Here is a 20,381-nt window from a genome sequence, read left to right as displayed (position 1 = left end):
CCTGGTGGGCTGGCGCCGAGGCGCCGGCCCACCAGGGCGATGGCCAGGGTGGCGATGGCGCCCGGTATCGCCAGCACCAGGAAGTTCATCTGGTGCGGCAGCGCCAGGGCCAGCAGGGTGCCGCCCAGCATAGGACCGACGATGGCCCCGTTGCGGCCGATGCCAGAGGCCCAGCCGAGGGCGGTGGAGCGGATGCTGGCCGGGTAGAACTGGGCCACATAGGCATACAGCAGGATCTGCGAGCCGATGGTGGTGGCGCCGGCCACGGCCATCAGGCTGTACAGCAGCCACATGGGGTGGGGATAGCCGAGCAGCACCAGGGAGGCGGAGGCCAGCATAAAGAAGGTCACCAGCACCGAGCGCAGCGAGAAGCGATCGGCCAGCCAGCCGCCGCCCACGGCGCCGACGATGGCGCCGATGTTCAGCACCATCAGCGACATCAGGCTGGAGCCCAGGGCGTAGCCGGCCATGGACATCAGCTTGGGCAGCCAGGAGCCGAGGGCGTAGACCATCAGCAGGCAGCAGAAGAAAGCGGTCCAGAACATCAGGGTGCTGAGGGCACGGCCGCCGCGCAGCAGCTCCAGCACCGGCGCCTTCTGCTCCTTGACCGGCGGCACCACCAGCTTGTCCTCACCGCTAATCTGCCGCTCCGGCGCCACCTTCTGCAGCAGCACCCGGGCTTCTTCCTGGCGGTTCTGCGCCATCAGGAAAGCCACCGACTCGGGCAGGTACTTGATCATCAGCGGCAGCAGCAGCAGGGGGGCGGCGGCCAGGTAGAACATGATCTCCCAGCCGTAGTTGGGCACTATCCAGATGCCGAGGCCGGCGGACATCATGCCACCCACCGCGTAGCCGCTGAACATCAGCGCCACCAGGGTGCTGCGGTTCTTCTTGGGCGAGTATTCGCTCATCAGCGACACCACATTGGGCATGACGCCGCCGATGCCGAGGCCGGCGATAAAGCGCAGGATGCCGAACTGCCAAGGATTGGCGGCCAGGCCGTTGAGCACAGTGGTGAGGCTGAACAGCACCACGCACATCAGTATGGTTTTTTTGCGGCCGAGCTTGTCCGACAGCATGCCGAAGCCCATGGCCCCGAACATCATGCCGAACAGGGCGCTGCTGCCCAGCAGGCCGGCCACGTAGGGGTTGAGCGACCACTGATCCATCAGGATCGGCAGCACCACCCCGTAAATGACCAGGTCGTAGCCGTCGAAAATGATGATCAGGGTGCACCAGAACAGCACCTTCCAGTGGAAGGGGGTGAAGCTGGCGTTGTCTATGGTGTCGTTGACATCGATATGTTTCATCAGGTGTTACTCCGCATTATGTCCTTAAGTCTGGAGTCCGGGGGCCTGGGCCCCCGCAGTTCCGATGTAAAGGCGGTCGATTCCTCCGGCCGCCTTTTCGTGTATCAGCCCAGATCTCCGCCCGCCACGGGGAGAATGGTGCCGGTGATATAGCTGGCCTCGTCGGAGGCGAGGAACAAAATGGCCGCCGCCTGCTCGTCCAGGGTGCCGTAACGGTGCATCAGGCTGGTGGCCTTGGTCTGCTCGACCAGGGTCTGGTACCACTGCCGTTCCCGTTCGCCCTGGGCCTCGCTGTTGCGCGGGGTCAGCCGGGGCGGTGCCTCGGTGCCGCCGGGGGCGGTGGCGTTGACCCGGATACCGTGTTCGGCGTATTCAAAGGCCAGGTTGACGGTCATGGCGTTGACCCCGCCCTTGGCGGCGCCGTAGGGCACCCGCATCAGGCCGCGGGTGGCCACCGACGACACATTGACGATGGCGCCGTGACGCTGCGCCACCATATGGGGCAGCACCGCCCGGCAGCACCACAGGGTGGGGAACAGGGAGCGCTGGATTTCCTTCTGGATCTGCTCCGGGCTGTAGTGCTCGTAAGGCTGGGCCCAGATGGTGCCGCCCACGTTGTTGACCAGCACGTCGATGCGGCCGAACCGCTCATGGGCTTTGGTCATCAGGGTCTCGGCCCCGTCCCAGCTTTCCAGATCGGCCTGCACTGCCAGGGTCTCGGCGCCCTGTTGTTCGAGTTCGGCCGCCAGCTCGTGCACGTAATCCGCCAGATCCGCCAGCACCAGGCGGGCACCTTCCGCCGCTGCCCGCTCGGCCACCCGCCGGCCTATGCCCTGGGCGGCGCCGGTGATCACCATCACCTTGTCCTGGAAGCGGGCGCTCATGCTACCTGCTCCGTGACGGCGGTGATGCTGGGGCTGAACTTCTCGTAGTGGAAGGAGGCGGGCTGGATGCCCTGGCTGCGGAAGTAGCCCAGCACCGCGTCCACCATGGGTGGCGGACCGCACAGGTAGACGTCCACCTCGCCGTGCTGGAGGGGAGCGTCTTCCATATGGTTGGTGACATAGCCCTTGCGCGGGTGGGCGCTGTCGGCGCCGGCCACCACCGTCTTGAAGCTGAAGTGTTCGATATCGGCGGCGAAGCGCTCCAGCGCCTCGACCCCGACCAGGTCGTCGTCGTTGGTCACACCGTAGATCAGGTGCACCGGCTGGTCGCAGCCTTTCGCCCTGAGATCTTCCAGCATCGCCAGGAAGGGCGCCAGGCCGGTGCCGCCGGCCAGCATCAGCACCGGGCGCGCCACCGGGCGCAGGTAGAACACGCCCATGGGGCCGGTCAGGCTCAGCCGGTCGCCGGCCCGGGCCTGGCCCACCAGCCAGGAGCTCATCAGGCCGCCCGGCACGTTGCGGATCAGGAAGCTCAGCTCCCGGCTGCCCGGGCGCGAGCTGAAGGAGTAGGCGCGGCTTTCCTCGCTGCCCGGCACCTTGATGTTGACGTACTGGCCCGGCAGGAAGGGGACCTCCTGGTCCGCGTTCACCTTGAGTTCGATGGCGGTGGGGGAGATCAGGTTGACCTCGGCCAGGGTGCCGCCGAACTCCACCTGGCCGGTCTTGCACAGGGTGGAGGGGGCGGGGATCTCCACCACGCAGTCGCCGGAGGGCACCATCTGGCAGGTGAGCACCTTGCCCTCGGCCACTTCCTCCTCGGTCAGGGCCTCGTCGATGTAGTCGTCGCCCAGGTCGAAACTGCCCTGGCGGCAGCTGCCCTTGCAGGTGCCACAGACACCGTCGGAGCAGTCCATGGGCAGCTTGATCTGGTTGCGGTAGGCCGCGTCCAGCACGGTTTCCCCCGGATTGCAGTTGATGAAGCGGGTGACGCCGTCTTCGAAGTTGAGGGCTATGTTGTAGCTCATGATCCTCTCCCCACCGGTTACAGGTGATAGATATCAATCACCTGATTGATGTAGTCGTTGTTCAGGATGATTTTCTTCTCGGTGATCACCGGCTGCTCACCGCTGGTGTCCAGGGTGTAGAAGGAGGTGCCGAAGAAGAACTGGGTCTGGTTGTAGCGGTGGCTGTTGGTCTGCCAGTTGAAGCGCAGCTTCACGCTGTTGCCCGCCTGCTCCAGGATCTCCAGGTTGCTGGTCAGGTGGGTGGTGCGCGGCTCCGGCAAGGAGCTGGCGCCGGAGCGCTCGGTCTTGATGCGGTAGATGCGGTCTTCCAGGCCCTGGCGGTTCGGGTAGTAGATCAGCGAGATTTCACGCTGGGGATCCTCGGTCAGCCGGTCTTCGTCGTCCCAGGCGGGCATCCAGTACACCACCTCTTCGTGGTAGCACTGCAGCCACTCGTCCCACTGGCGGTCGTCCAGCAGGCGGGCCTCCCGGTGGATAAAGGCCTGGATTTGTTCGAAGCTCATGCTCATGCGCAAGTCTCCTGTTCGGTGATGGAAATCAGGCGGGCCCGCTCGGTTGCTACGGCTTGCAGCATCTCCTTGACCCAGTGCTGGTGGTGGGTGACGTAAAGCCCTTCGTCCTCCGGTTTGGCGCCGCTCAGCATGGGCTTGAGGCCGATGGCATCGGCGCCGGCGTCCGGCCCCTGGATCCAGTGGGTGGCGCCCCGGCTCATGTCGTTCCACTTCAGGCCGCGGGCTTCGTACCCCTGTTGGCAGGCGCGGAACTCTTCCAGGTCGTCCGGGGTACCCATGCCGCTGACGTTGAAGAAGTCTTCGTACTGGCGGATGCGTTTGGCGCGATCGGCCGCCGGCTCGTTCTTCGGCGCCCAGCAGTAGATGGTGATCTCGGTCTTGTCGACGGAGATAGGGCGCAGCACCCGGATCTGGGTGGAGAACTGGTCCATCAGGTAGACGTTCGGGTACAGGCACAGGTTCTTGGTGGTGTTGACGATGGCATCGGCCCGGGCCGCGCCCAGCTGTTGCTCCAGCCGTTGCTGGTGTTGGTACACCGGCCGCACCTGGGGATTGGTGAGCCGGGTCCACAGCATCATGTGGCCGTTGTCGAAGGAGTAGAAACCGCCCTCGTTGGACCAGCTCTTGGCGTCCACCGCCTCGGTGCCGCCCTTCTCGTAGTTGCGCTGGCTCATGGTGGACAGGTAGTTCCAGTGCACCGTGCCCACATGGTAGCCGTCGGCGCCGTTTTCGGCGGTCAGCTTCCAGTTGCCTTCATAGGTATAGGTGGAGCTGCCGCGCAGCACTTCCAGCCCGTCTTCCGCCTGATCGACCATGTTATCGATGATCTTGGTGGTTTCGCCCAGGTATTCCTGCAGAGGTTTGACGTCGGCGTTGAGGCTGCCGAACAGGAAGCCGCGGTAGGATTCGAACTTCGGCAGCCGCTTCAGGTCGTGGGAACCGTCGGTGCTGAAGCTGTCGGGGTAGCCGCCCTTCTTCTGGTCGCGGGCCTTCAGCAGCTGACCGTCGTTCTTGAAGGTCCAGCCGTGGAAGGGGCAGGTAAAGGAGGCCTTGTTGCCGCGCTTCTTGCGGCACAGGGTGGCGCCTCGGTGGGAGCAGGTGTTGAGCAGTGCCTGCAGCTCGCCTTCCTTGGTGCGGGTGATCATCACCGGCTGGCGGCCGACGGTGGTGGTGAAGTAGTCACCGGGATTTTCCACCTGGCTTTCGTGGGCCAGGTAGATCCAGTTGCCTTCGAAGATGTGCTTCATCTCCAGGTCGAACAGTTCCTGGTCGGTGAAGATGCTGCGGTCGCAGCGGTAGTGGCCGCTCTGGGCGTCGGCTTCCACCGCGCCGCGGATCTTGTGCTCGAGTCGATCGAGTTGGCGAGTCATCTGTCGTCACTCCATGTGAGGCCGCCGGCCGGTTCAGGGCATGAGTCTCCCCGGGCCGCTCCCGTGGAGGGCGACCGGCAGGCGGCTTGTGGTCTGGGCTGAATTAAGCGGTTTCGCCTTCCAGGGCGCGCTTGCGCTCGTGGCGGACCTGCAGTTCGGGTTTGTCGGTGGCCAGCAGCCGGATGTTGAACTCCACCCGGGTGAAGGGCTGGTTCAGGCCGAGCTGTTCGGCGGCGGCCGGATCCTCGACGCGTACCGCGTCCACCACCAGCTCCTCGCGGGTGGCGAAGGCGAAGTCGTCGTAGGTGTATTCGTCGCCGGCCAGGTTGATCTGGGTGGTCAGGTGCTTGTAGCCCGGCTTGGACACGAAGAAGTGGATATGGGCCGGGCGGCGGCCGTGACGGCCGAGCTGGTTCAGCAGGGCCTGGGTGGCGCCTTCCGGCGGGCAGCCGTAACCGGAGGGGATGATGCTTTGGGCGGTGTAGCGGCCCTGGGCGTCGGTCTTGATCCGGCGGCGCAGGTTGTACTCGCTCTGGGACTGGTCGAAGTAGGAGTAGGCGCCCTTGAGGTCGGCGTGCCAGAGGTCGACGATGGCATCGGCCAGGGGCTGGCCGTGCTGGTCGGTGACCTGACCGGTGAGGATCATGGTTTCACCGGCCTGGCTGCCGTCGTCCATGCGGGCGAAGCCGTCGGAGAGGGGGGCGCCGGCCACGTACAGGGGGCCTTCGATGGTGCGCGGGGTGCCGCCGGCCAGGCCGGCCTGCTCGTCCTCGGCATCCTGGCGGATGTCCAGGTAGCGGTCCATCCCCAGGCCCGGGGCCAGCAGGGCGGCCTCGCCGTTCTTGCCCAGATCGTTGAGGTAGTAGACGGCACTCCAGAATTCTTCCGGGGTGATGTCCAGATCCTCGATGAGCTGGAAGACATCGTGCATGACGCGGTGAACGATGGTTTTTACCCGCTCGTTGCCGCCGGCCTGGTTCAGACCGGCTACTTTTTCCAGCAGTGTTGTGACTTCCTGAGTGTGCATGGTCTTGACTGACATTGCTCTGGCTCCTTGCTTGTTATCGGGTCGTAGGGGTACTGATTACTTGCTTAACGGTCATCCTGGTGGATGGAGGACGGGTGCCGGCACAGGGGCGCGACACTGATGTCCATGTAGGGAAACAGCGGCAGGGCGCTTACCAGCTCCTGCAGCTCGGCGTTGTCCGCCACGTCGAAGATGCTGACGTTGGCGTAGCTGCCGGCCACCCGCCACAGGTGGCGCCACTTGCCCTGGCGCTGCAGCTCCTGGGCGTAGGCCTTCTCCCGGGCCTTGATCTCGGCGGCCACCTCGGCCGGCATGTCGTGGGGCAGGTTCACCTTCATCTCGACTTTGAACAGCATGTCTTGTCCTCCTGTTGGCGGGCCTCGCGGCCTCTGTTTATTTCCGGCGGTACCGGGCCAGCTTGTCTTCGTCTATCGCCAGGCCCAGGCCGGGCCCGGCGGGCAGTTCGACGCCGTTGTGATGGAAATTCAGCGGCGTCACCACTATGTCGTCCTTTAACAGCCGCGGGCCGAACATCTCGGTGCCCCAGTGCAGCCGGTCCAGGGTGGCCCAGGCGTGCAGGGAGGCGGCGGTGCCGATGGTGCCTTCCAGCAGGGTGCCGCCGTAGAGGCCGACCCCGGCGGCGCCGGCCACCGCCGCCACTTCCAGTGCCCGCAGCGGGCCGCCGGCCTTGGCGATCTTGAGCGCCACGGCGCCGGCGAAGCCGGCCGAGGCCAGGCGGAACATGTCGCCGGCGTCGGCCACCGCCTCGTCCGCCAGGATCGGCAGGTGGAACTTCGCGGACAGCCGCACCAGGGCGTCGTGATCCTTCATCGGCGTGGGCTGCTCCACCAGATCGATGCCGGCGGCCTGCAGTTCGGCCATGCCCCGGGCGGCGGTGCTTTCATCCCAGGCCTGGTTGACGTCGACCCGCACGCTGGCGCCCTCGCCCAGGGCTTCCTTGATCGCCGCCACGTGGCGCACGTCGTCCATCAGCGGGCGGGAGCCGATCTTGAGCTTGAAGTCGCAGTGGCGCTGGGCGGCGATCAGGCTTTTGGCCTCGTCGATGTCCCGGGCGGTGTCGCCGCTGGCCAGGGTCCAGAGCACCGGGATGTGCCGGTGCACGGCGCCGCCGAGCAGCTGGTGCAGCGGCTGATCCAGGCGCTTGCCCTGCAGGTCGAGCAGGGCGGTTTCGATGGCGGACTTGGCCAGGTTGTTGCCGCGGGTCGCCCGGTTGAGCCCTACCCTGAGGGTATTGATGGCGTCCGCCGGCCGGCCGAGCAACAGGGGGCTGAAGTAGCTGTCGATGGTCAGCTTGACGCTTTCGGGGCTTTCCGGGCCGTAGGCCAGGCCGCCGATGGTGGTGGCTTCGCCCAGACCTTCGAGGCCGTCGCTGTCCTTGATCCGCACTATGACCATGGTCTGCACGCCCATGGTGGCCATGGACAGCTTGTGCGGGCGTATGGTCGGGATGTCGACCAGGATGGCTTCGATGGACTGGATGGTTGCTGACATGTAAGCTCCGAACGTCGAGTGATAACTGTCTGTTGCGGTGAAGTTACATTTTCGGAGTCATACTCACCAATATTGATTAAGTCGCAACCAATACCCTGGAGGTATGGATGGAGCTGAGACACCTGCGCTATTTCATCGCGGTGGCGGAAGAGCTGAACCTGACCCGGGCGGCGGAACGGCTGTTCATCGCCCAGCCGCCCCTGACTCGGCAGATCAAGCAGCTGGAGGAAGAGCTGGGGGTGAAGCTGTTTATCCGCAAGGCCAGGGGGCTGGAGCTGACCCAGGGCGGCCTGTACTTCCTGCAGCAGGCCCGCACCATCATGGACCGGGTGGACGCCAGCATCGAGGGTACGCGGCAGATCGCCCAGTTGCGCAAGACGGTGTTCGCCATCGGCTTCGTGCCCTCGGTGTTCTACGGCCAGCTGCCGCTGATGGTGCGCCGGCTGCGGCGCAACAAGAACCTGGAGATCGTGCTGCACGAGCTCAAGACCCGGGAGCAGATAGAGGCGCTCAAGAGCGGCAAGATCGACATCGGTTTCGGCCGGGTGCACATCGAGGATCCGGACGTGGAGCAGGAGGTGCTGTTCAACGAGCCCTTGCTCATCGCCCTGCCCGCGTCCCATCCCCTGGTCGGGCGATCACCGACCATGGCGGAGCTGGCGGAAGTACCCATGGTGGCCTTTCCCGCCGGCCCCGGCCCCAACTTCGTTGACGTGGCCCTGGGGCTGTTCCACAGGCGGGGCCTGAAGCTGCAGGTGATCCAGCAGGTCAACGATCTGCAGACGGCGCTGTCGCTGGTGGCCTCGGAAATGGGCTTCACCCTGGTGCCGGAGCAGGTGCACAAGCTACAGCGGGATGGGGTGGCGTTCGTGTCGGTGGGGGATGAAAAGCTCACCATTCCGGTGATCGCCTCCCGCCGCCGGGGCGAGAACCCCAACGCGGCGATGCGGCTGGTCAACACCATATTGGCGGAGCTGGTGGAAAACCGGCTGACCGGGCGTTACCCCTGATTGGCCGCCCTCAGCCCTGCAGCGTTTCCCGGATCAGCCGGGCCTTGTCCTGCAGCAGCGGCAGGAAGCGGCCGGTCAGGGTGTCCATGTCCACCCGGGCGGCGTTGGTGCTGATGTTGATGGCGCCGAGCAGCTGCCCCCGCTGGTCGAAGGCCGGCACCGCCAGCGAGCGCAGGCCCGAATCCAGCTCCTGATCGACGATGGCATAGCCCTGGCGGCGCACCTGCTCCAGGGCCCGGCGCAGTTCGGTTTGGTCGGTGATGCTGTGTTCGGTATGGGCCTGCAGCCGTACCCGCTCCAGGTAGGCGGCCAGCTCGGCTTCCGGCAGCTGGGCCAGCAGCACCCGGCCCATGGAGGTGTAGGCGGCGGGCAGCCGGGTGCCGACCGACAGGCGAATGGCCATCAGCCGGTGCTCGGCGGCGGAGCGGGCGATATAGACCACGTCGTCGCCGTCGAGCACGCCCAGCGAGGTGGACTCGCCGATCTCCCGGGTGATCTCCTCCAGGTAGTGCTGGATCACCACCCGGTAGGGGTTGGCCGAGAGGAAGGCGTTGCCCAGCTGCAGCACCCTGGGGGTCAGCGCGAAGTGGCGCTGCTGCTTGTCCAGGTAGCCCAGGGCGTGCAGGGTCAGCAGAAAGCGGCGCGCCTTGGCCCTGTCCATGCCGGTTCTGGCCGCCACCTCGCTCAGGGTCATGCGCGGATGCTGCTGATCGAAGGCCTGCAGCACCTCCAGGCCGCTGGCCAGGGCGGCGACGAAGTCCCTGTCTTCGGGGCTGAGCCTGTCATCTGCGGTCATGGGGTTCCTCCTGTGGCGGTGTCGGCGGTGGGCCTGGCCATCCATGGTAGCAAAAGTTCGCATAACGAACCCCCGTTTTCACTCCGCCTTTTTTGCCTGTTGATGAGCAAAAAATAATCTTTTCTTTTTCAACCGGTTAATCTCTTTTTCAAAAAAATCGCCGGGATCGGGGTTTGCCACGTCCGTCGAATGGGTGTAAATATGTTCGCAATGCAAACCCAAGTTCGCAATACGAACTTTAAAGTCACCCAGGGAGGCGATACCCATGGCCCAATTCATGAGCCTGCACGACGCGATTGCCCGTTACCTCCAAAACGGCGACACCGTCGCCATGGAGGGTTTTACCCACCTGATCCCCTTTGCGGCGGGTCATGAGATCATCCGCCAGGAAAAGCGCCGGCTGACGCTGATCCGCATGACCCCGGACATCCTCTACGACCAGCTGATCGGCGCCGGTTGTGCCGAGCGGCTGATCTTCTCCTGGGGCGGCAACCCCGGCGTCGGCTCCCTGCACCGGCTGCGCGATGCGGTGGAAAAGGGCTGGCCCAGCAAGCTGGAAATCCTTGAACACAGCCACGCCGCCATGGCCTGCGCCTACGAGGCGGGGGCCGCCGGCCTGCCGCTGGCGGTGCTGCGCGGCTACATCGGCAGCGACCTGCCCAAGGTGAACCCGCAGATCCGCTTTATCGAGTGCCCCTTCACCGGCGAACGGCTGGCGGCGGTGCCGGCGGTGCGGCCCGATGTGAGCATCATCCATGCCCAGCGCGCCGACCGGCAGGGCAACGTGCTGGTGTCCGGCATTGTCGGGGTGCAGAAGGAAGCGGTGCTGGCGGCCAAACACAGCATCGTCACCGTGGAGGAAATCGTCGACGATCTGCAGGCCGACCCCAATGCCTGTGTGATCCCGGGCTGGGCCATCGACGCCATCGCCGAGGTGAAAGGGGGCGCGGCGCCGTCCTACGCCCACGGCTACTATCCGAGAAACAACAGCTTCTACAAGGAATGGGACGCGATCTCCCGCGATCGTGACACCTTCAACCAGTGGCTGGATCAAACCGTATACAACGCAGGAGGGCAGGCCCAATGACACTCGCATACAGTTCTTCCGAAATGATGACGGTCACCGCCGCCCGCGCCCTGAGCAACGGCATGACCTGCTTTGTCGGCATCGGCCTGCCCAGCGAGGCGGCCAACCTGGCCCGCCTGACCCACGCCCCCGAGGTGGTGCTGATCTATGAATCCGGCACCCTGCAGACCAGGCCCGACATCCTGCCCCTGTCCATCGGCGACGGCGAGTTGTGCGAGCAGGCGCTCACCACGGTGGCGGTGCCCGAGATGTTCCGCTACTGGCTGCAGGGCGGCCATATCGATGTGGGCTTTCTGGGCACCGCCCAGATCGACCGCTACGCCAACCTCAACACCACCCTGATCGGCGACTACCAGGCACCCAAGGTACGCTTGCCCGGCGGCGGCGGCGCCCCCGAAATCGCCTCCAACGCCAGGGAAGTGTTCATCACCCTCAAGCACTCGCCGCGGGCCTTCGTGGACGCCGTCGACTTTATCACCACCCTGGGCTACGGCCGGGATGGCAAGGGCCGCGACGGTGTGCCCAACATCGGCCGGGGCCCGACCAAGGTGATCACCGATCTGTGCGTGATGGCCCCCGATGCCGAGACCAAGGAGCTGGTGGTGACCTCGCTGCATCCGGGCGTGACCCGTGAGCAGGTGAGCGAGGCCACCGGCTGGCCGGTACGCTTTGCCGACGAGCTGGCACTGACCCCCGAGCCCTCTGCCGAGGAGCTGGAGATACTGCGCTCGCTCAAGGCCAGAACCGCCGAACACCATGCCAAGCCGGTTGCCCAAGGAGATACCCAATGAAGCCCGTTTACCTCTGCCACCCCAGACGTACCGCCATCGGCCGCTTCGGCGGCACCCTGGCGGCGGTACGCCCCGACGATCTGGCCGCCCAGGTGTTCAGGGCCGTGCTGGCCGAGGCGCCGGCGCTGGATCCGGCGGCCATCGACGAAGTCATCATGGGCTGCGCCAACCAGGCCGGGGAAGACAACCGCAACGTGGCGCGGATGTCGTCCCTGCTGGCGGGCCTGCCGGTGAGCGTGCCCGGTACCACCATCAACCGGCTGTGCGGCTCGGGTATGGACGCCGTGGGCACCGCCGTGCGCGCCGTCAAGGCCGGCGAGCTGGAGCTGGTGCTGGCCGGCGGCGTGGAGTCCATGTCCCGCGCGCCCTTCGTGATGGGCAAGGCCGACACCGCCTTCAGCCGCACCCAGACCATTGAAGACACCACCATCGGCTGGCGCTTTATCAACCCGCTGATGAAGGCCCAGTACGGGGTGGACTCCATGCCGGAAACCGCCGAAAACGTGGCCGAGCAGTTCAATATCTCCCGGGAAGATCAGGATGCCTTCGCCGCCCGCTCCCAGCAGAAGGCGGCCGAATCCCAGCGCAACGGCCGTTTTGCCGAGGAAATCGTGCCGGTGGAAATTCCCCGCCGCAAGCAGGAGCCGCTGATCTTCTCCGACGACGAACACCTGCGCCCGGACACCACGGCAGAGAAACTGGCCAGGCTGCCGACTCCCTTCCGCGCCGGCGGCAGCATCACCGCCGGCAATGCCTCCGGGGTGAACGACGGTGCCGCCGCCATGCTGATCGCCAGCGAAGCCGCGGTGCAGCGTCACGGCCTCAAGCCCATGGCCCGCGTGCTGGGCATGGCCACCGGTGGCGTTGAACCGCGCATCATGGGCATTGGCCCGGTGCCGGCGGTACGCAAGCTGCTGGAGCGGCACAACCTAACCATGGACGACATCGACCTGTTCGAGTTCAACGAGGCCTTCGCCGCCCAGGCCCTGGCCTGCATGCGGGAGCTGGGGCTGAAGGACGACGACGCCCGGGTCAACCCCAACGGCGGCGCCATTGCCCTGGGCCACCCGCTCGGCATGTCCGGCGCCCGCCTGCTGCAAACCGCCGCCCACGAGCTGCACCGGCAGAACAAGCGCCTGGCCCTGTGCACCATGTGCGTGGGCGTCGGCCAGGGTATTGCCACCCTGATCGAGCGGGTTTAATTCTACCTAGAGCACCATATAGTTTAAAACTTAGGCAGTGATGATTCTTGGGGCGCGGGCGGCCCGCCCGCATGAGGGTGGCACCGAACTGCTGTAGATGCCGCTGTAGATGCCGCTTTAGCTGGCATGAACCGACACAAACCGGCGGGAAAGGATGCCCAATTACCGCATTCCCCGCCCTTTGCCGGTTTGCGCCACGTAAACGGGCGCCTACAGGTGCGATATCGCACTGCTCGCGTTTTAAACTGAGCGGTGCTCTAGCGTTGCATATCTTCGGGGGCGGGGATCGGGCAGCACCTATGCTTGGGAGGTGGGCCCTTTGGCCGACCGGCTCTGCACCCATAAACGGTGATGTTTGCAAACTCGCCTAATCCCGGCAGAGTCACCTTTTACCATTCGGAGGCTGAATGTCTTTTCTGGAAATTGATGGCCGCGCCGTCGGCTACCGCCTGCTGGGCGACCCTGCGCTGCCGCTGGTGGTGCTGGCCCATCCCCTGGGCATGAGCCAGGCGGTGTGGGACGACCTGCTGCCCGCCCTGCTGCCCCATTACCGGGTGCTGAGCTGGGATCTGCCCGGCCACGGCAGCAGCGCGGCCTGGCGCGGGGAACCAATCACCCCCGAGAGCCTGGCGGCGGAGCTGCTGGCGCTGGTCGAGCAGGCCGGCGCTGCGCGGTTCCACTTCGTCGGCACCTCCATCGGCGGGGTGATCGGCCAGCAACTGCTCAGCCGGCATGGCGAGCGTCTGTTGTCCGCCACCCTCACCAACACCGGGGCGGTGATCGGCACCGCCGAGGCCTGGCAGGCCCGCGCCAAGGCGGTGCGGGAGAAGGGGCTGGCCGCCATGGCGGTGGACATAGTGCCGCGCTGGTTCGGCCCCGCCGCCTGCGAGCACGAGCCGGCCCTGCTCAAGGGCTGGAACACCATCATGGGGCGGGGTGACGCCAACAGCTACGCCCTGCTGTGCGACATGCTGGGCCGCGCCGACTTCCGCGAGCAACTGCAGGGCCACGGCGTGCCCCTGCTGCTGGTGGGCGGCAGTGACGATATCGCCACTCCGCCCGAATCGCTGCGCATCCTGGCCCAATGCAGCGGCGCCGGCGAGCCGGTTATCCTGGAGCACATCGGCCATGTGCCCTCGGTGGAATGTCCGGCGGTGTTCGCCGAACTGCTGGTCAAACGAGTGAGCTAACCTGCAACGAGGGCGCCCCTGCCTGCAGGGAGCGCCCACCGTCAATCCACGCCAACGCTCCTGTCTTCAGTAACCCCAGCCCAGAACCGGCAAGAGATAACTCATTATGGACTCCTACGAAATCAGCGATGTTCGCGCAACCTACCCGGAATCCCATACCAAAGTGATGTTGATCGCCGCCATCGGTACCGCGACCCTGCTGCTGATCGCCCTCTCCATCCGACTGGGTGGTCAGGATGGCGTGGCGCTGACGCTGTCTCTGTCGGGCGCGCTGCTGGCCCTGGCGGCGGCTTGCCTGGCCCTGAGGTTGCCGGCGCGCATGGTCGACCAACCGGCAGCGGAGCCCGTCGTGGTTGAAACGGCGCCTGTGCTGCCACCCGCGGTCGAACCCGAGCCCGTGAAAATAGCCCACCCAGTACCCGCTCCGGTCTACCATCAACGCCTGCTGGCACAGCTCGACCAACTGGGCGCCAACGCCGGGCTGATCCTGGAAGAAATGGCACAGGCCGGCATTCTGGCCCGGCAATCCGGCAGCAAGGTGGCCGAGACCGCCCACCGCATCCGCGCCTCGGAGGCCGCGATCCGCTCACTCGCCGGTGATATGGAAAATATCGATCGGGTATTCAGTCAGTTGCAGGTTCAGTCGGCCGAGATCGGCGCCATCGTGGGCAATATTCAGGACATCGCCAAACAGACCAACCTGCTGGCCCTCAATGCCTCCATCGAAGCGGCCCGGGCGGGGGAGCACGGCCGGGGTTTTTCGGTGGTGGCGGACGAGGTGCGCAATCTGTCCCGCCGGGTGAACCAGTCCAGCGAACAAATTCGGGACATTGCCGAGAACCTGGGGCATTCCGCCACCAGGGCCCGCACCGGACTGGAGAACATCGACCAGTCCCGTGGCACCTGTTTGCAGGAGGCCAGCCAGGCGCTGGCGGCGATTGATGACATCCAGGCTGGCGCACAGACCCGCATGGAAATTGTGCAACAGGTCACCCAACGCGTGGGCCACCAGCAGTCACTGGTGGCGGAGGTGCTGGCGGACATGGCCGGCGCCAAGTAGATGTTGTTTATCGGTTGACACCCGTCGGCAAAGCATTGTTACTGAGGCTAAACCAACCGGATGCCGGCCAAGGAACGAACAAGACGATGCCAAACCAACAGATCCAGATTTTCACCAGCGCCGACGGGCAAGCGCAACTGGAAGTGGCGCTGGAGCAGGAGACAGTGTGGCTTAGTCAAAGCCAGATGTCGGTATTGTTCGATACCACAACCGATAACATCGGTTTGCACCTGAAAAACATCTATCAGGAGGGGGAGCTGGTAGAAGTGGCAACTACCGAGGATTTCTCGGTAGTTCGTCAGGAGGGCAAGCGGCAGGTTCGACGCCGCATCAAGCATTACAATCTGGATGCCATTATTTCAGTGGGTTACCGGGTCAGTTCAAGACGCGCCACCCAGTTCCGCCAGTGGGCCACCCAGGTGCTGAAAGACCACCTGGTTCAGGGCTACACCCTTAACCGGCGCCGCCTGGCGGAGCGGGGCATCGAGTTCGAGCAGGCGATGAATTTGCTCAGCCGCACCCTGAGCAATCAGGGGCTGGTGTCACCACAAGGGGCCGCGGTGGCGGGCGTGATCAGCGATTATGCCCGCTCCTGGAGCCTGCTGCAGGGCTACGACGAGCAGCAACTGGCGGAAATCGGTATCAAACAGCCGAATATGCGCCCGCTGGAGCTGGACGAAGCCTTGGCCGCCATCGGCGAACTCAAGCAGACCCTGATCGCCAAGGGCGAGGCGACCGAGCTGTTTGGCAGGGTGCGGGGTGATGGCCTGGCCTCGGCGCTGGCCACCATAGAGCAGGGCTTTGGCGATGAGCTGTTCTATCCCAACGTGGCCAGCCGGGGCGCCCATTTGCTGTACTTTGTGATCAAGAATCATCCCTTGGCCGATGGCAACAAGCGCTGCGGCTCCTTCCTCTTTTTGTGGTACCTGCGCCGTAATGCGGCATTGCTGGCCCGGCCGGTTGAACAACTGATTAACGACAACACCTTGGTGGCCCTGGCGCTGCTGGTAGCGGAAAGTCTGCCGGAGCAGAAAGCCTTGATGATCCGGTTAATCGAGCATTTTATTCTGCTCAAGGAGCCGGCCGGGGATAAGTATTCATCAACTGACTGAAAGGCAACTGGAACCACAGTGCTTGGCCTAGTTTGCCGAATTGCTGCTGAATTGACGGTAAAAAAGCTAATAAAAATAAAGGCCTGCAATCGCAGGCCTTTGATATATCAGTTTAGTCCCATGGATTTGAGCATTTCACTCTCAGCCACGGGTTCTGGTGTGACGACCGCATCCTTTAACATCAGCTTGCTGCAAAGCAGACGGTCGAGATGAATATCAAATGAATCGAGTTGCGGGTGCCTGAGCACGGGAAGGTGTATAAACACGTCCTTTGTCTGACCGATACGATAGATGCGATCTGAGGCTTGTGCTTCCTTGGCCGGGTTCCAGTGTCGCTCCAGATGGATAACGTGATTGGCACCAACCACCGTCAGCCCTACGCCTGCTGCCACCGGTGACATGATCAGTATGTTAAAACCTGGTTGACCTTCGAAGGCTGCAATCAGTCTTTTGCGGCTCATGTCTTCGTCGTTTTTTGCCACTGCTTTGGTATCACCGTTGATAATGGCAATGTCCAGGCAATAGATTTGGTCCAGCCACAGTTTCAGCATGCGCTGCAGGCGTTTGGTCATCATGAACAGGATGACTTTTTCCTTCTTGTTTTTGATGCTGTCGAGTAACCGCAATACGCTGGCCAACTTGCCAGACTCCATCATTATCTTTCGTGCCTGTGAGGCATCCTGGCTGTACAGTTTTGCTTCTTGATCCAGTCGTGGGTGAAGAGAAACCGAACGTAATCTGGTTAAGGCCGTTAGTGCTATGCCGCGCATATCTGCCGCCGCAGCACGCTGATTACGATAACCAGATAGTATTTCATCGTAGGCCCGCAGTTGAATGCCCTGCATGGTGGTCGTTAAAGCAGACTCAAAGCGAGGTGAGGGGAGATGGGTTGATTGTTCAACACCCGTGCATATCGTCTTTGTGGGTAATCCTTTAAGGTGGTCTTCCTTGATTCGGCGAAGCATGAATACGCCTACTGTCTTGCGCAATTTCTCACCAAATTCGGCTCTTACTTTATCTCGTTCTTGTTCATCGGCAGACAAAATGGGCTTTATCCAGGTATCGCGATAATGCTCCCAGCTTCCTAGAAGTCCCGGCTGTGCCGTATCCATCATACACCAGAAGTCACCTAGGCTGTTTTCTACCGGTGTACCTGTTGCTAGCAATTTAAAGTCTGCTTTTAGCCCCTTGGCTGCCTGCGTCTGTAATGCATTGGGATTCTTGATATTTTGGGCTTCATCAAAAATGACCATGCCCCAGTCTATGCGACACAATGAGAATTGGTAATCACGCAGTGTCTGGTAGGTGGTCAGTACCAAGCGGCGCTCCATGTCGAGGCGGCGCACGCCAGCTTCAGAACCGGTGGTCAGAGCATAGCGAATACTTTGTTCATCAATCATGCCATCTTCATCAGCAAGAGAGGCCAGCTGTACAGATTCCCGTTTGGCCCCTTGGGCACGAAACCTGCTGAGATCTCTGCCAGATTGCAGAACGACAATGTCACGAAAAGGAGAGCTGTTATACGTTTTATCGACTTCGTCTTCCCAGTTTTCCAGCAAGCTTAGCGGTGCAACTACCAGTATGGGTTTTTGAGGTTTGTCCATAGTGCTTTGTGAAGCAAGGTACTCGGAAACTGCCACCAGTGACATATAGGTTTTACCCAGCCCCATATCATCCGCAAGCAGCGCTCCCTGCAGCCGATAAATGTCTTCAGGATTATCCTGAGAGGCGGCACCAAGCAACCTGAGTAACCATTCAATCCCTTCTTGCTGGTGGGGATAGGGTTGGCGAGCATAGTTTGACCAGTCCGGTTGTCGTATCAGTTTTGAGTCTTGTGCTTTTTGCAGCAAACTGGAGCTGATTTCATCTGCTTCCTTGAGAATAACGCTGACGGTTTCTTTGGAGGCATCCGGATCCTTGGGGGAACCACCAGAAGAAACCGGAGACTGGAATGACCGTCGAATGAGCTCCAGCTGTTCTTCAACTACGGCATGGTTGGTGATGTCGATAGCCTCACCGGCGAAAGACAGGCTGCTGGCCCCTTGTTGAATCGCAGATTTCAGCAGCTCTTCAAACCGTTTGAGCTCCTCCGGTGACTGGATAACCTTTTGCAATATCTGGGGTGGAGAAGGGTATGTGTCCAAGCCAAACCAGTCATTTTGCTCGTTGCCCTGAGAGCCAAAATTGATGTGTTGAAACTTGCCGATACCAGCAACCCGAACTGAAAAGCCGGTCTCCAAGTTGACCAGAGCCGCATCAAGAAAGGCTGTAGGTGTAGCAATAAATTCAGCTACCTGCTCGGCAGGAATACGTTTGTTGCCCAAAACATTACGTATACCATCCATTCTTTTCTGGTCGAGCAAAACCACCCGGTTGTCTATGCGAAGTACGCCGTTTTCGCTATTTTTGTCCAGTTGTGCCCAGCGCTTTTCCAGTTGATCTGGAGTCGAACCGTCTCCTAGGGCAGGACACAGCAGCAGGCTGCCGTCCGGTAGGCGAGTGGCGGTTACACCGATGTTTTCCGGTACTACCACATCAAATTTTTCAAAATGGCTCAGGTCAATCCTCATACCGCTGCGGGAGGCGGTCTGTAACTCGGCCATCAGGCGCAAGTTGGCAGCTTCGGTGCGTTGTTCTGGCTCTAGCTCTGCATGATGCTCACTGGCTTGTAGTCCCATGAGCTCTCCAGGTATCAACCGATATACTTCTGTGCTCGTGAGGTAAAGGTAGGGCCCTTTCCGTCTGAAGGGCATTTCATCGCCTTCCATACTCACGGAAATGGTCACTTCAAAACCACTCTGTCCGGTACGGCCCCGAATACTACTGGTAAAACTGCCTGGGTAATGCGGGGGAAGCTGAAGAATATTGGCCTGCTCATCATCCATGCCGGCGATATCTTCAGCACTGATATGAAATCCGTTGGCAATGGGCTCAGCAATGCCCTGCTCTAGCAGCATGTTAAGTGCAATAAGCTGCACCTGCTGCAGTGGGTTGCCGTTACCCTTCTGGAGAGTAATAAACTCATCGGGTGGCAGGTAAAAGTTAACGCCCAAGGAGTCGGGCGTGGCGGTGAAACCAGTGAATTCGGATAGATTAGTGTTATGTGCGCCAATTAATGATTTAAACAGATCCTTTAAAAACATGAATGTACCTCACTATCTTCGCTCAGTCCGGTTAAGCATATTGCGCACTGTTGGAGTCAGGTGCCAACCGTGATTGTCGTCTTTTATCAGCATGTTTTTCAAAGGGCCATATAGGTGCTGGTTGACGAGTGAAGTCTCCATATCCATGACCTTGGCTGCACTGCGAACTCTGTCGCCACTGTTTATCGAAAAATAATCAAGTATTTTGAGTGATACTGGTGACAGGTTTTTCATTTCCAGCTCTGTGGCTGCTGAGTAACTGTCAGTAATTTCCCCTTCGTATTTTTTCGGAGAGTCTTCACCTTTATTTTGTGGCTTTGCTGTGACTGGGCCGGATGAGTTTGAAAACAACACCTGCCAGGCCAGAAGGCCTTCGTGAGAAAGCGTCCAGTAAGACTCGGAGTTTGAGCTAACATACGGCGCCATTTCATCTTTCAACGCCATGGTCACCCTTCTTGCATTTCCACCCTGCAGTTTTGTTGCGGTGGCAAGTTCGTGGATATTGCAGCTGGGTTTTCCCTTCAGGTAATTCAGTATCGCACTGTGCAAGGGTGAAAATTTCTCTGGTTTTAACAATTCGGCTGGTTGCGGTGTTTGTCTTGAGTCCTTTTTTGGGTTCCCGTGGGCTGAACGCAGGCGCTTAAGCAAATCGGCTGACAAGGTGCCGGTAGCCAGCTTGTGCTCGGTTGGTGTTTGCTCAGGATGGTCATCCTTCGTTATGTCTTCGGCGAGTGAATTTCTTGCCGCTCTGTGTTCTGCAGGGAGGGTGTTGTTGCTTGGGACTACCTTGTCTGACTCTGTCTTTTTTTTAGTTCCAATTGAGCTGGAAGCTAAGATTATGCCGGTTTGCGGTTTTTCTTGTTGCTGGGCGGTATGAACCTTGGGAGGTGCGCCTTTGACTACCGGAATACCATACCTGCGAAGTTGGATATTATAGTCCCTCTCATCCAGCAGTTGCTCGATATCAAGACCTATACCATTATTAGCTAAAAAAACAAATACTTTGTTTTGCCAAGTATGAGGTTGGTGAACAATGGCGTCATGGGGCAGTCCTGGATAATGCTGTCTGTATTTTTGTGGGATGCTTGAGGTCAGTTGATGGTGAGTAAAGTTGTTGTGCTCGTATGAGCGAAGGTTGTTATCAGGGGAAGCCAGATAAACCCAGATCTTGAAGCTATGTGATCCCTCAATCAGATGAAAGTCACCGCAATCCAGGTAGATCACCAGGGCTGACGCACCAGAGTTCATAATTTGAACAGACCCATGGATTCGAGCAAGTAATCGTCATTCAGGCAGCACAGCTTCCGCTTATTCTCCATGCTCAGGGTACGTGACGTATTGCGTTTCAAC

Annotated in this window: 19 protein-coding genes; 7 read left to right on the top strand and 12 right to left on the bottom strand. The window is 61.5% G+C overall.

The genetic code is table 11. The features are described 5' to 3' along the window. The 8 genes from CGX12_RS14190 to CGX12_RS14155 form a co-directional block, all read right to left on the bottom strand. Positions 1–1,310: MFS transporter (locus tag CGX12_RS14190; RefSeq protein ID WP_094040522.1), on the bottom strand; the 1,310-nt coding region annotated here is incomplete at its 3' end. Positions 1,311–1,414: 104 nt separating this feature from the next. After that, the gene (gene benD, locus CGX12_RS14185) at positions 1,415–2,194 is read right to left on the bottom strand and encodes a benzoate diol dehydrogenase BenD (RefSeq protein ID WP_094040521.1); all 780 of its coding nucleotides are present in this window, start codon (positions 2,192–2,194) and stop codon (positions 1,415–1,417) included. Then, on the bottom strand, positions 2,191–3,219 hold the full coding sequence (gene benC, locus CGX12_RS14180) for a benzoate 1,2-dioxygenase electron transfer component BenC (RefSeq protein WP_094040520.1): 1,029 nt from the start codon (positions 3,217–3,219) through the stop codon (positions 2,191–2,193). The genes benD and benC overlap by 4 nt, the downstream gene beginning before the upstream one ends. A 17-nt stretch (positions 3,220–3,236) precedes the next feature. After that, complete coding sequence (benB, locus tag CGX12_RS14175) at positions 3,237–3,728, bottom strand: benzoate 1,2-dioxygenase small subunit (RefSeq protein ID WP_094040519.1); 492 nt, start codon at positions 3,726–3,728, stop codon at positions 3,237–3,239. After that, positions 3,725–5,101 (bottom strand): SRPBCC family protein, encoded by a 1,377-nt coding sequence (locus CGX12_RS14170; RefSeq protein WP_094040518.1) that lies wholly within the window; start codon positions 5,099–5,101, stop codon positions 3,725–3,727. The genes benB and CGX12_RS14170 overlap by 4 nt, the downstream gene beginning before the upstream one ends. 103 nt (positions 5,102–5,204) lie before the next feature. Then, positions 5,205–6,143: a catechol 1,2-dioxygenase gene (gene catA / locus CGX12_RS14165; protein WP_094040517.1), complete on the bottom strand. Its 939-nt coding sequence runs from the start codon at positions 6,141–6,143 to the stop codon at positions 5,205–5,207. Between the two features lie 50 nt (positions 6,144–6,193). After that, entirely contained in the window at positions 6,194–6,484 is a 291-nt protein-coding gene (gene catC, locus CGX12_RS14160) for a muconolactone Delta-isomerase (RefSeq protein WP_094040516.1), read from the bottom strand. 37 nt (positions 6,485–6,521) lie between these two features. Further along, positions 6,522–7,640, bottom strand: coding sequence for a muconate/chloromuconate family cycloisomerase (locus CGX12_RS14155; RefSeq protein ID WP_094040515.1), 1,119 nt, complete (start codon positions 7,638–7,640; stop codon positions 6,522–6,524). Positions 7,641–7,747: 107 nt separating this feature from the next. On the opposite strand from CGX12_RS14155, the gene CGX12_RS14150 reads away from it, so the two are divergent. Continuing rightward, positions 7,748–8,650, top strand: a complete 903-nt coding sequence (locus tag CGX12_RS14150) for a LysR family transcriptional regulator (RefSeq protein ID WP_094040514.1) — start codon at positions 7,748–7,750, stop codon at positions 8,648–8,650. A gap of 10 nt (positions 8,651–8,660) precedes the next feature. Here CGX12_RS14150 and CGX12_RS14145 read toward each other — a convergent pair whose 3' ends face one another. Both CGX12_RS14145 and CGX12_RS14140 read right to left on the bottom strand, forming a co-directional pair. Next, positions 8,661–9,446, bottom strand: a complete 786-nt coding sequence (locus CGX12_RS14145; protein ID WP_094040513.1) for an IclR family transcriptional regulator domain-containing protein — start codon at positions 9,444–9,446, stop codon at positions 8,661–8,663. Positions 9,447–9,524: 78 nt separating this feature from the next. After that, on the bottom strand, positions 9,525–9,713 hold the full coding sequence (locus CGX12_RS14140) for a hypothetical protein (protein ID WP_094040512.1): 189 nt from the start codon (positions 9,711–9,713) through the stop codon (positions 9,525–9,527). Between CGX12_RS14140 and CGX12_RS14135 the strand changes: the two genes are divergently transcribed. From CGX12_RS14135 to CGX12_RS14110, 6 genes are all read left to right on the top strand, one after another. Continuing rightward, entirely contained in the window at positions 9,712–10,533 is an 822-nt protein-coding gene (locus CGX12_RS14135; RefSeq protein ID WP_094040511.1) for a CoA transferase subunit A, read from the top strand. The genes CGX12_RS14140 and CGX12_RS14135 overlap by 2 nt on opposite strands. Then, a complete protein-coding gene (locus CGX12_RS14130) occupies positions 10,530–11,324 on the top strand; it encodes a CoA-transferase subunit beta (protein WP_094040510.1) in 795 nt (264 codons plus the stop codon). Before CGX12_RS14135 ends, CGX12_RS14130 begins: the two co-directional genes overlap by 4 nt. After that, a complete protein-coding gene (gene pcaF, locus CGX12_RS14125; RefSeq protein ID WP_094040509.1) occupies positions 11,321–12,526 on the top strand; it encodes a 3-oxoadipyl-CoA thiolase in 1,206 nt (401 codons plus the stop codon). The genes CGX12_RS14130 and pcaF overlap by 4 nt, the downstream gene beginning before the upstream one ends. Before the next feature lie 407 nt (positions 12,527–12,933). Continuing rightward, complete coding sequence (locus CGX12_RS14120) at positions 12,934–13,716, top strand: alpha/beta fold hydrolase (RefSeq protein ID WP_094040508.1); 783 nt, start codon at positions 12,934–12,936, stop codon at positions 13,714–13,716. Positions 13,717–13,822: 106 nt separating this feature from the next. After that, positions 13,823–14,776, top strand: a complete 954-nt coding sequence (locus tag CGX12_RS20345) for a methyl-accepting chemotaxis protein (protein ID WP_094040507.1) — start codon at positions 13,823–13,825, stop codon at positions 14,774–14,776. An 86-nt stretch (positions 14,777–14,862) separates the two neighbouring features. Then, on the top strand, positions 14,863–15,888 hold the full coding sequence (locus CGX12_RS14110; RefSeq protein WP_094040506.1) for a virulence RhuM family protein/type II toxin-antitoxin system death-on-curing family toxin: 1,026 nt from the start codon (positions 14,863–14,865) through the stop codon (positions 15,886–15,888). 107 nt (positions 15,889–15,995) lie between these two features. Here the strand turns inward: CGX12_RS14110 and CGX12_RS14105 are convergent, their stop codons facing one another. Together CGX12_RS14105 and CGX12_RS19615 are read right to left on the bottom strand one after the other, a co-directional pair. Further along, the gene (locus CGX12_RS14105; protein WP_094040505.1) at positions 15,996–19,031 is read right to left on the bottom strand and encodes a DEAD/DEAH box helicase; all 3,036 of its coding nucleotides are present in this window, start codon (positions 19,029–19,031) and stop codon (positions 15,996–15,998) included. Between the two features lie 12 nt (positions 19,032–19,043). Beyond that, positions 19,044–20,255 carry an EH signature domain-containing protein gene (locus tag CGX12_RS19615; protein WP_217898183.1) on the bottom strand — a complete coding sequence of 404 codons (1,212 nt, stop codon included), beginning with the start codon at positions 20,253–20,255 and terminating at the stop codon, positions 19,044–19,046. Positions 20,256–20,381: the final 126 nt, after the last annotated feature.

The organism is Zobellella denitrificans, from assembly GCF_002237365.1.
In the GTDB taxonomy this organism is placed as follows: domain Bacteria; phylum Pseudomonadota; class Gammaproteobacteria; order Enterobacterales; family Aeromonadaceae; genus Oceanimonas; species Oceanimonas denitrificans.
This window is presented reverse-complemented; position numbering and strand designations above follow the sequence as displayed.

Excerpts from the sequence above, each read along its gene's own strand:
- benC (WP_094040520.1), bottom strand. The coding sequence starts at position 3,219 with ATGAGCTACAACATAGCCCTCAACTTCGAAGACGGCGTCACCCGCTTC.
- CGX12_RS20345 (WP_094040507.1), top strand. The coding sequence starts at position 13,823 with ATGGACTCCTACGAAATCAGCGATGTTCGCGCAACCTACCCGGAATCC.
- benB (WP_094040519.1), bottom strand. The coding sequence starts at position 3,728 with ATGAGCATGAGCTTCGAACAAATCCAGGCCTTTATCCACCGGGAGGCC.
- pcaF (WP_094040509.1), top strand. The coding sequence starts at position 11,321 with ATGAAGCCCGTTTACCTCTGCCACCCCAGACGTACCGCCATCGGCCGC.
- CGX12_RS14135 (WP_094040511.1), top strand. The coding sequence starts at position 9,712 with ATGGCCCAATTCATGAGCCTGCACGACGCGATTGCCCGTTACCTCCAA.
- benD (WP_094040521.1), bottom strand. The coding sequence starts at position 2,194 with ATGAGCGCCCGCTTCCAGGACAAGGTGATGGTGATCACCGGCGCCGCC.
- CGX12_RS14140 (WP_094040512.1), bottom strand. The coding sequence starts at position 9,713 with ATGGGTATCGCCTCCCTGGGTGACTTTAAAGTTCGTATTGCGAACTTG.
- CGX12_RS14145 (WP_094040513.1), bottom strand. The coding sequence starts at position 9,446 with ATGACCGCAGATGACAGGCTCAGCCCCGAAGACAGGGACTTCGTCGCC.
- catC (WP_094040516.1), bottom strand. The coding sequence starts at position 6,484 with ATGCTGTTCAAAGTCGAGATGAAGGTGAACCTGCCCCACGACATGCCG.
- CGX12_RS14120 (WP_094040508.1), top strand. The coding sequence starts at position 12,934 with ATGTCTTTTCTGGAAATTGATGGCCGCGCCGTCGGCTACCGCCTGCTG.
- CGX12_RS14150 (WP_094040514.1), top strand. The coding sequence starts at position 7,748 with ATGGAGCTGAGACACCTGCGCTATTTCATCGCGGTGGCGGAAGAGCTG.
- CGX12_RS14130 (WP_094040510.1), top strand. The coding sequence starts at position 10,530 with ATGACACTCGCATACAGTTCTTCCGAAATGATGACGGTCACCGCCGCC.
- CGX12_RS14110 (WP_094040506.1), top strand. The coding sequence starts at position 14,863 with ATGCCAAACCAACAGATCCAGATTTTCACCAGCGCCGACGGGCAAGCG.
- CGX12_RS14155 (WP_094040515.1), bottom strand. The coding sequence starts at position 7,640 with ATGTCAGCAACCATCCAGTCCATCGAAGCCATCCTGGTCGACATCCCG.
- CGX12_RS14105 (WP_094040505.1), bottom strand. The coding sequence starts at position 19,031 with ATGTTTTTAAAGGATCTGTTTAAATCATTAATTGGCGCACATAACACT.
- CGX12_RS14170 (WP_094040518.1), bottom strand. The coding sequence starts at position 5,101 with ATGACTCGCCAACTCGATCGACTCGAGCACAAGATCCGCGGCGCGGTG.
- catA (WP_094040517.1), bottom strand. The coding sequence starts at position 6,143 with ATGTCAGTCAAGACCATGCACACTCAGGAAGTCACAACACTGCTGGAA.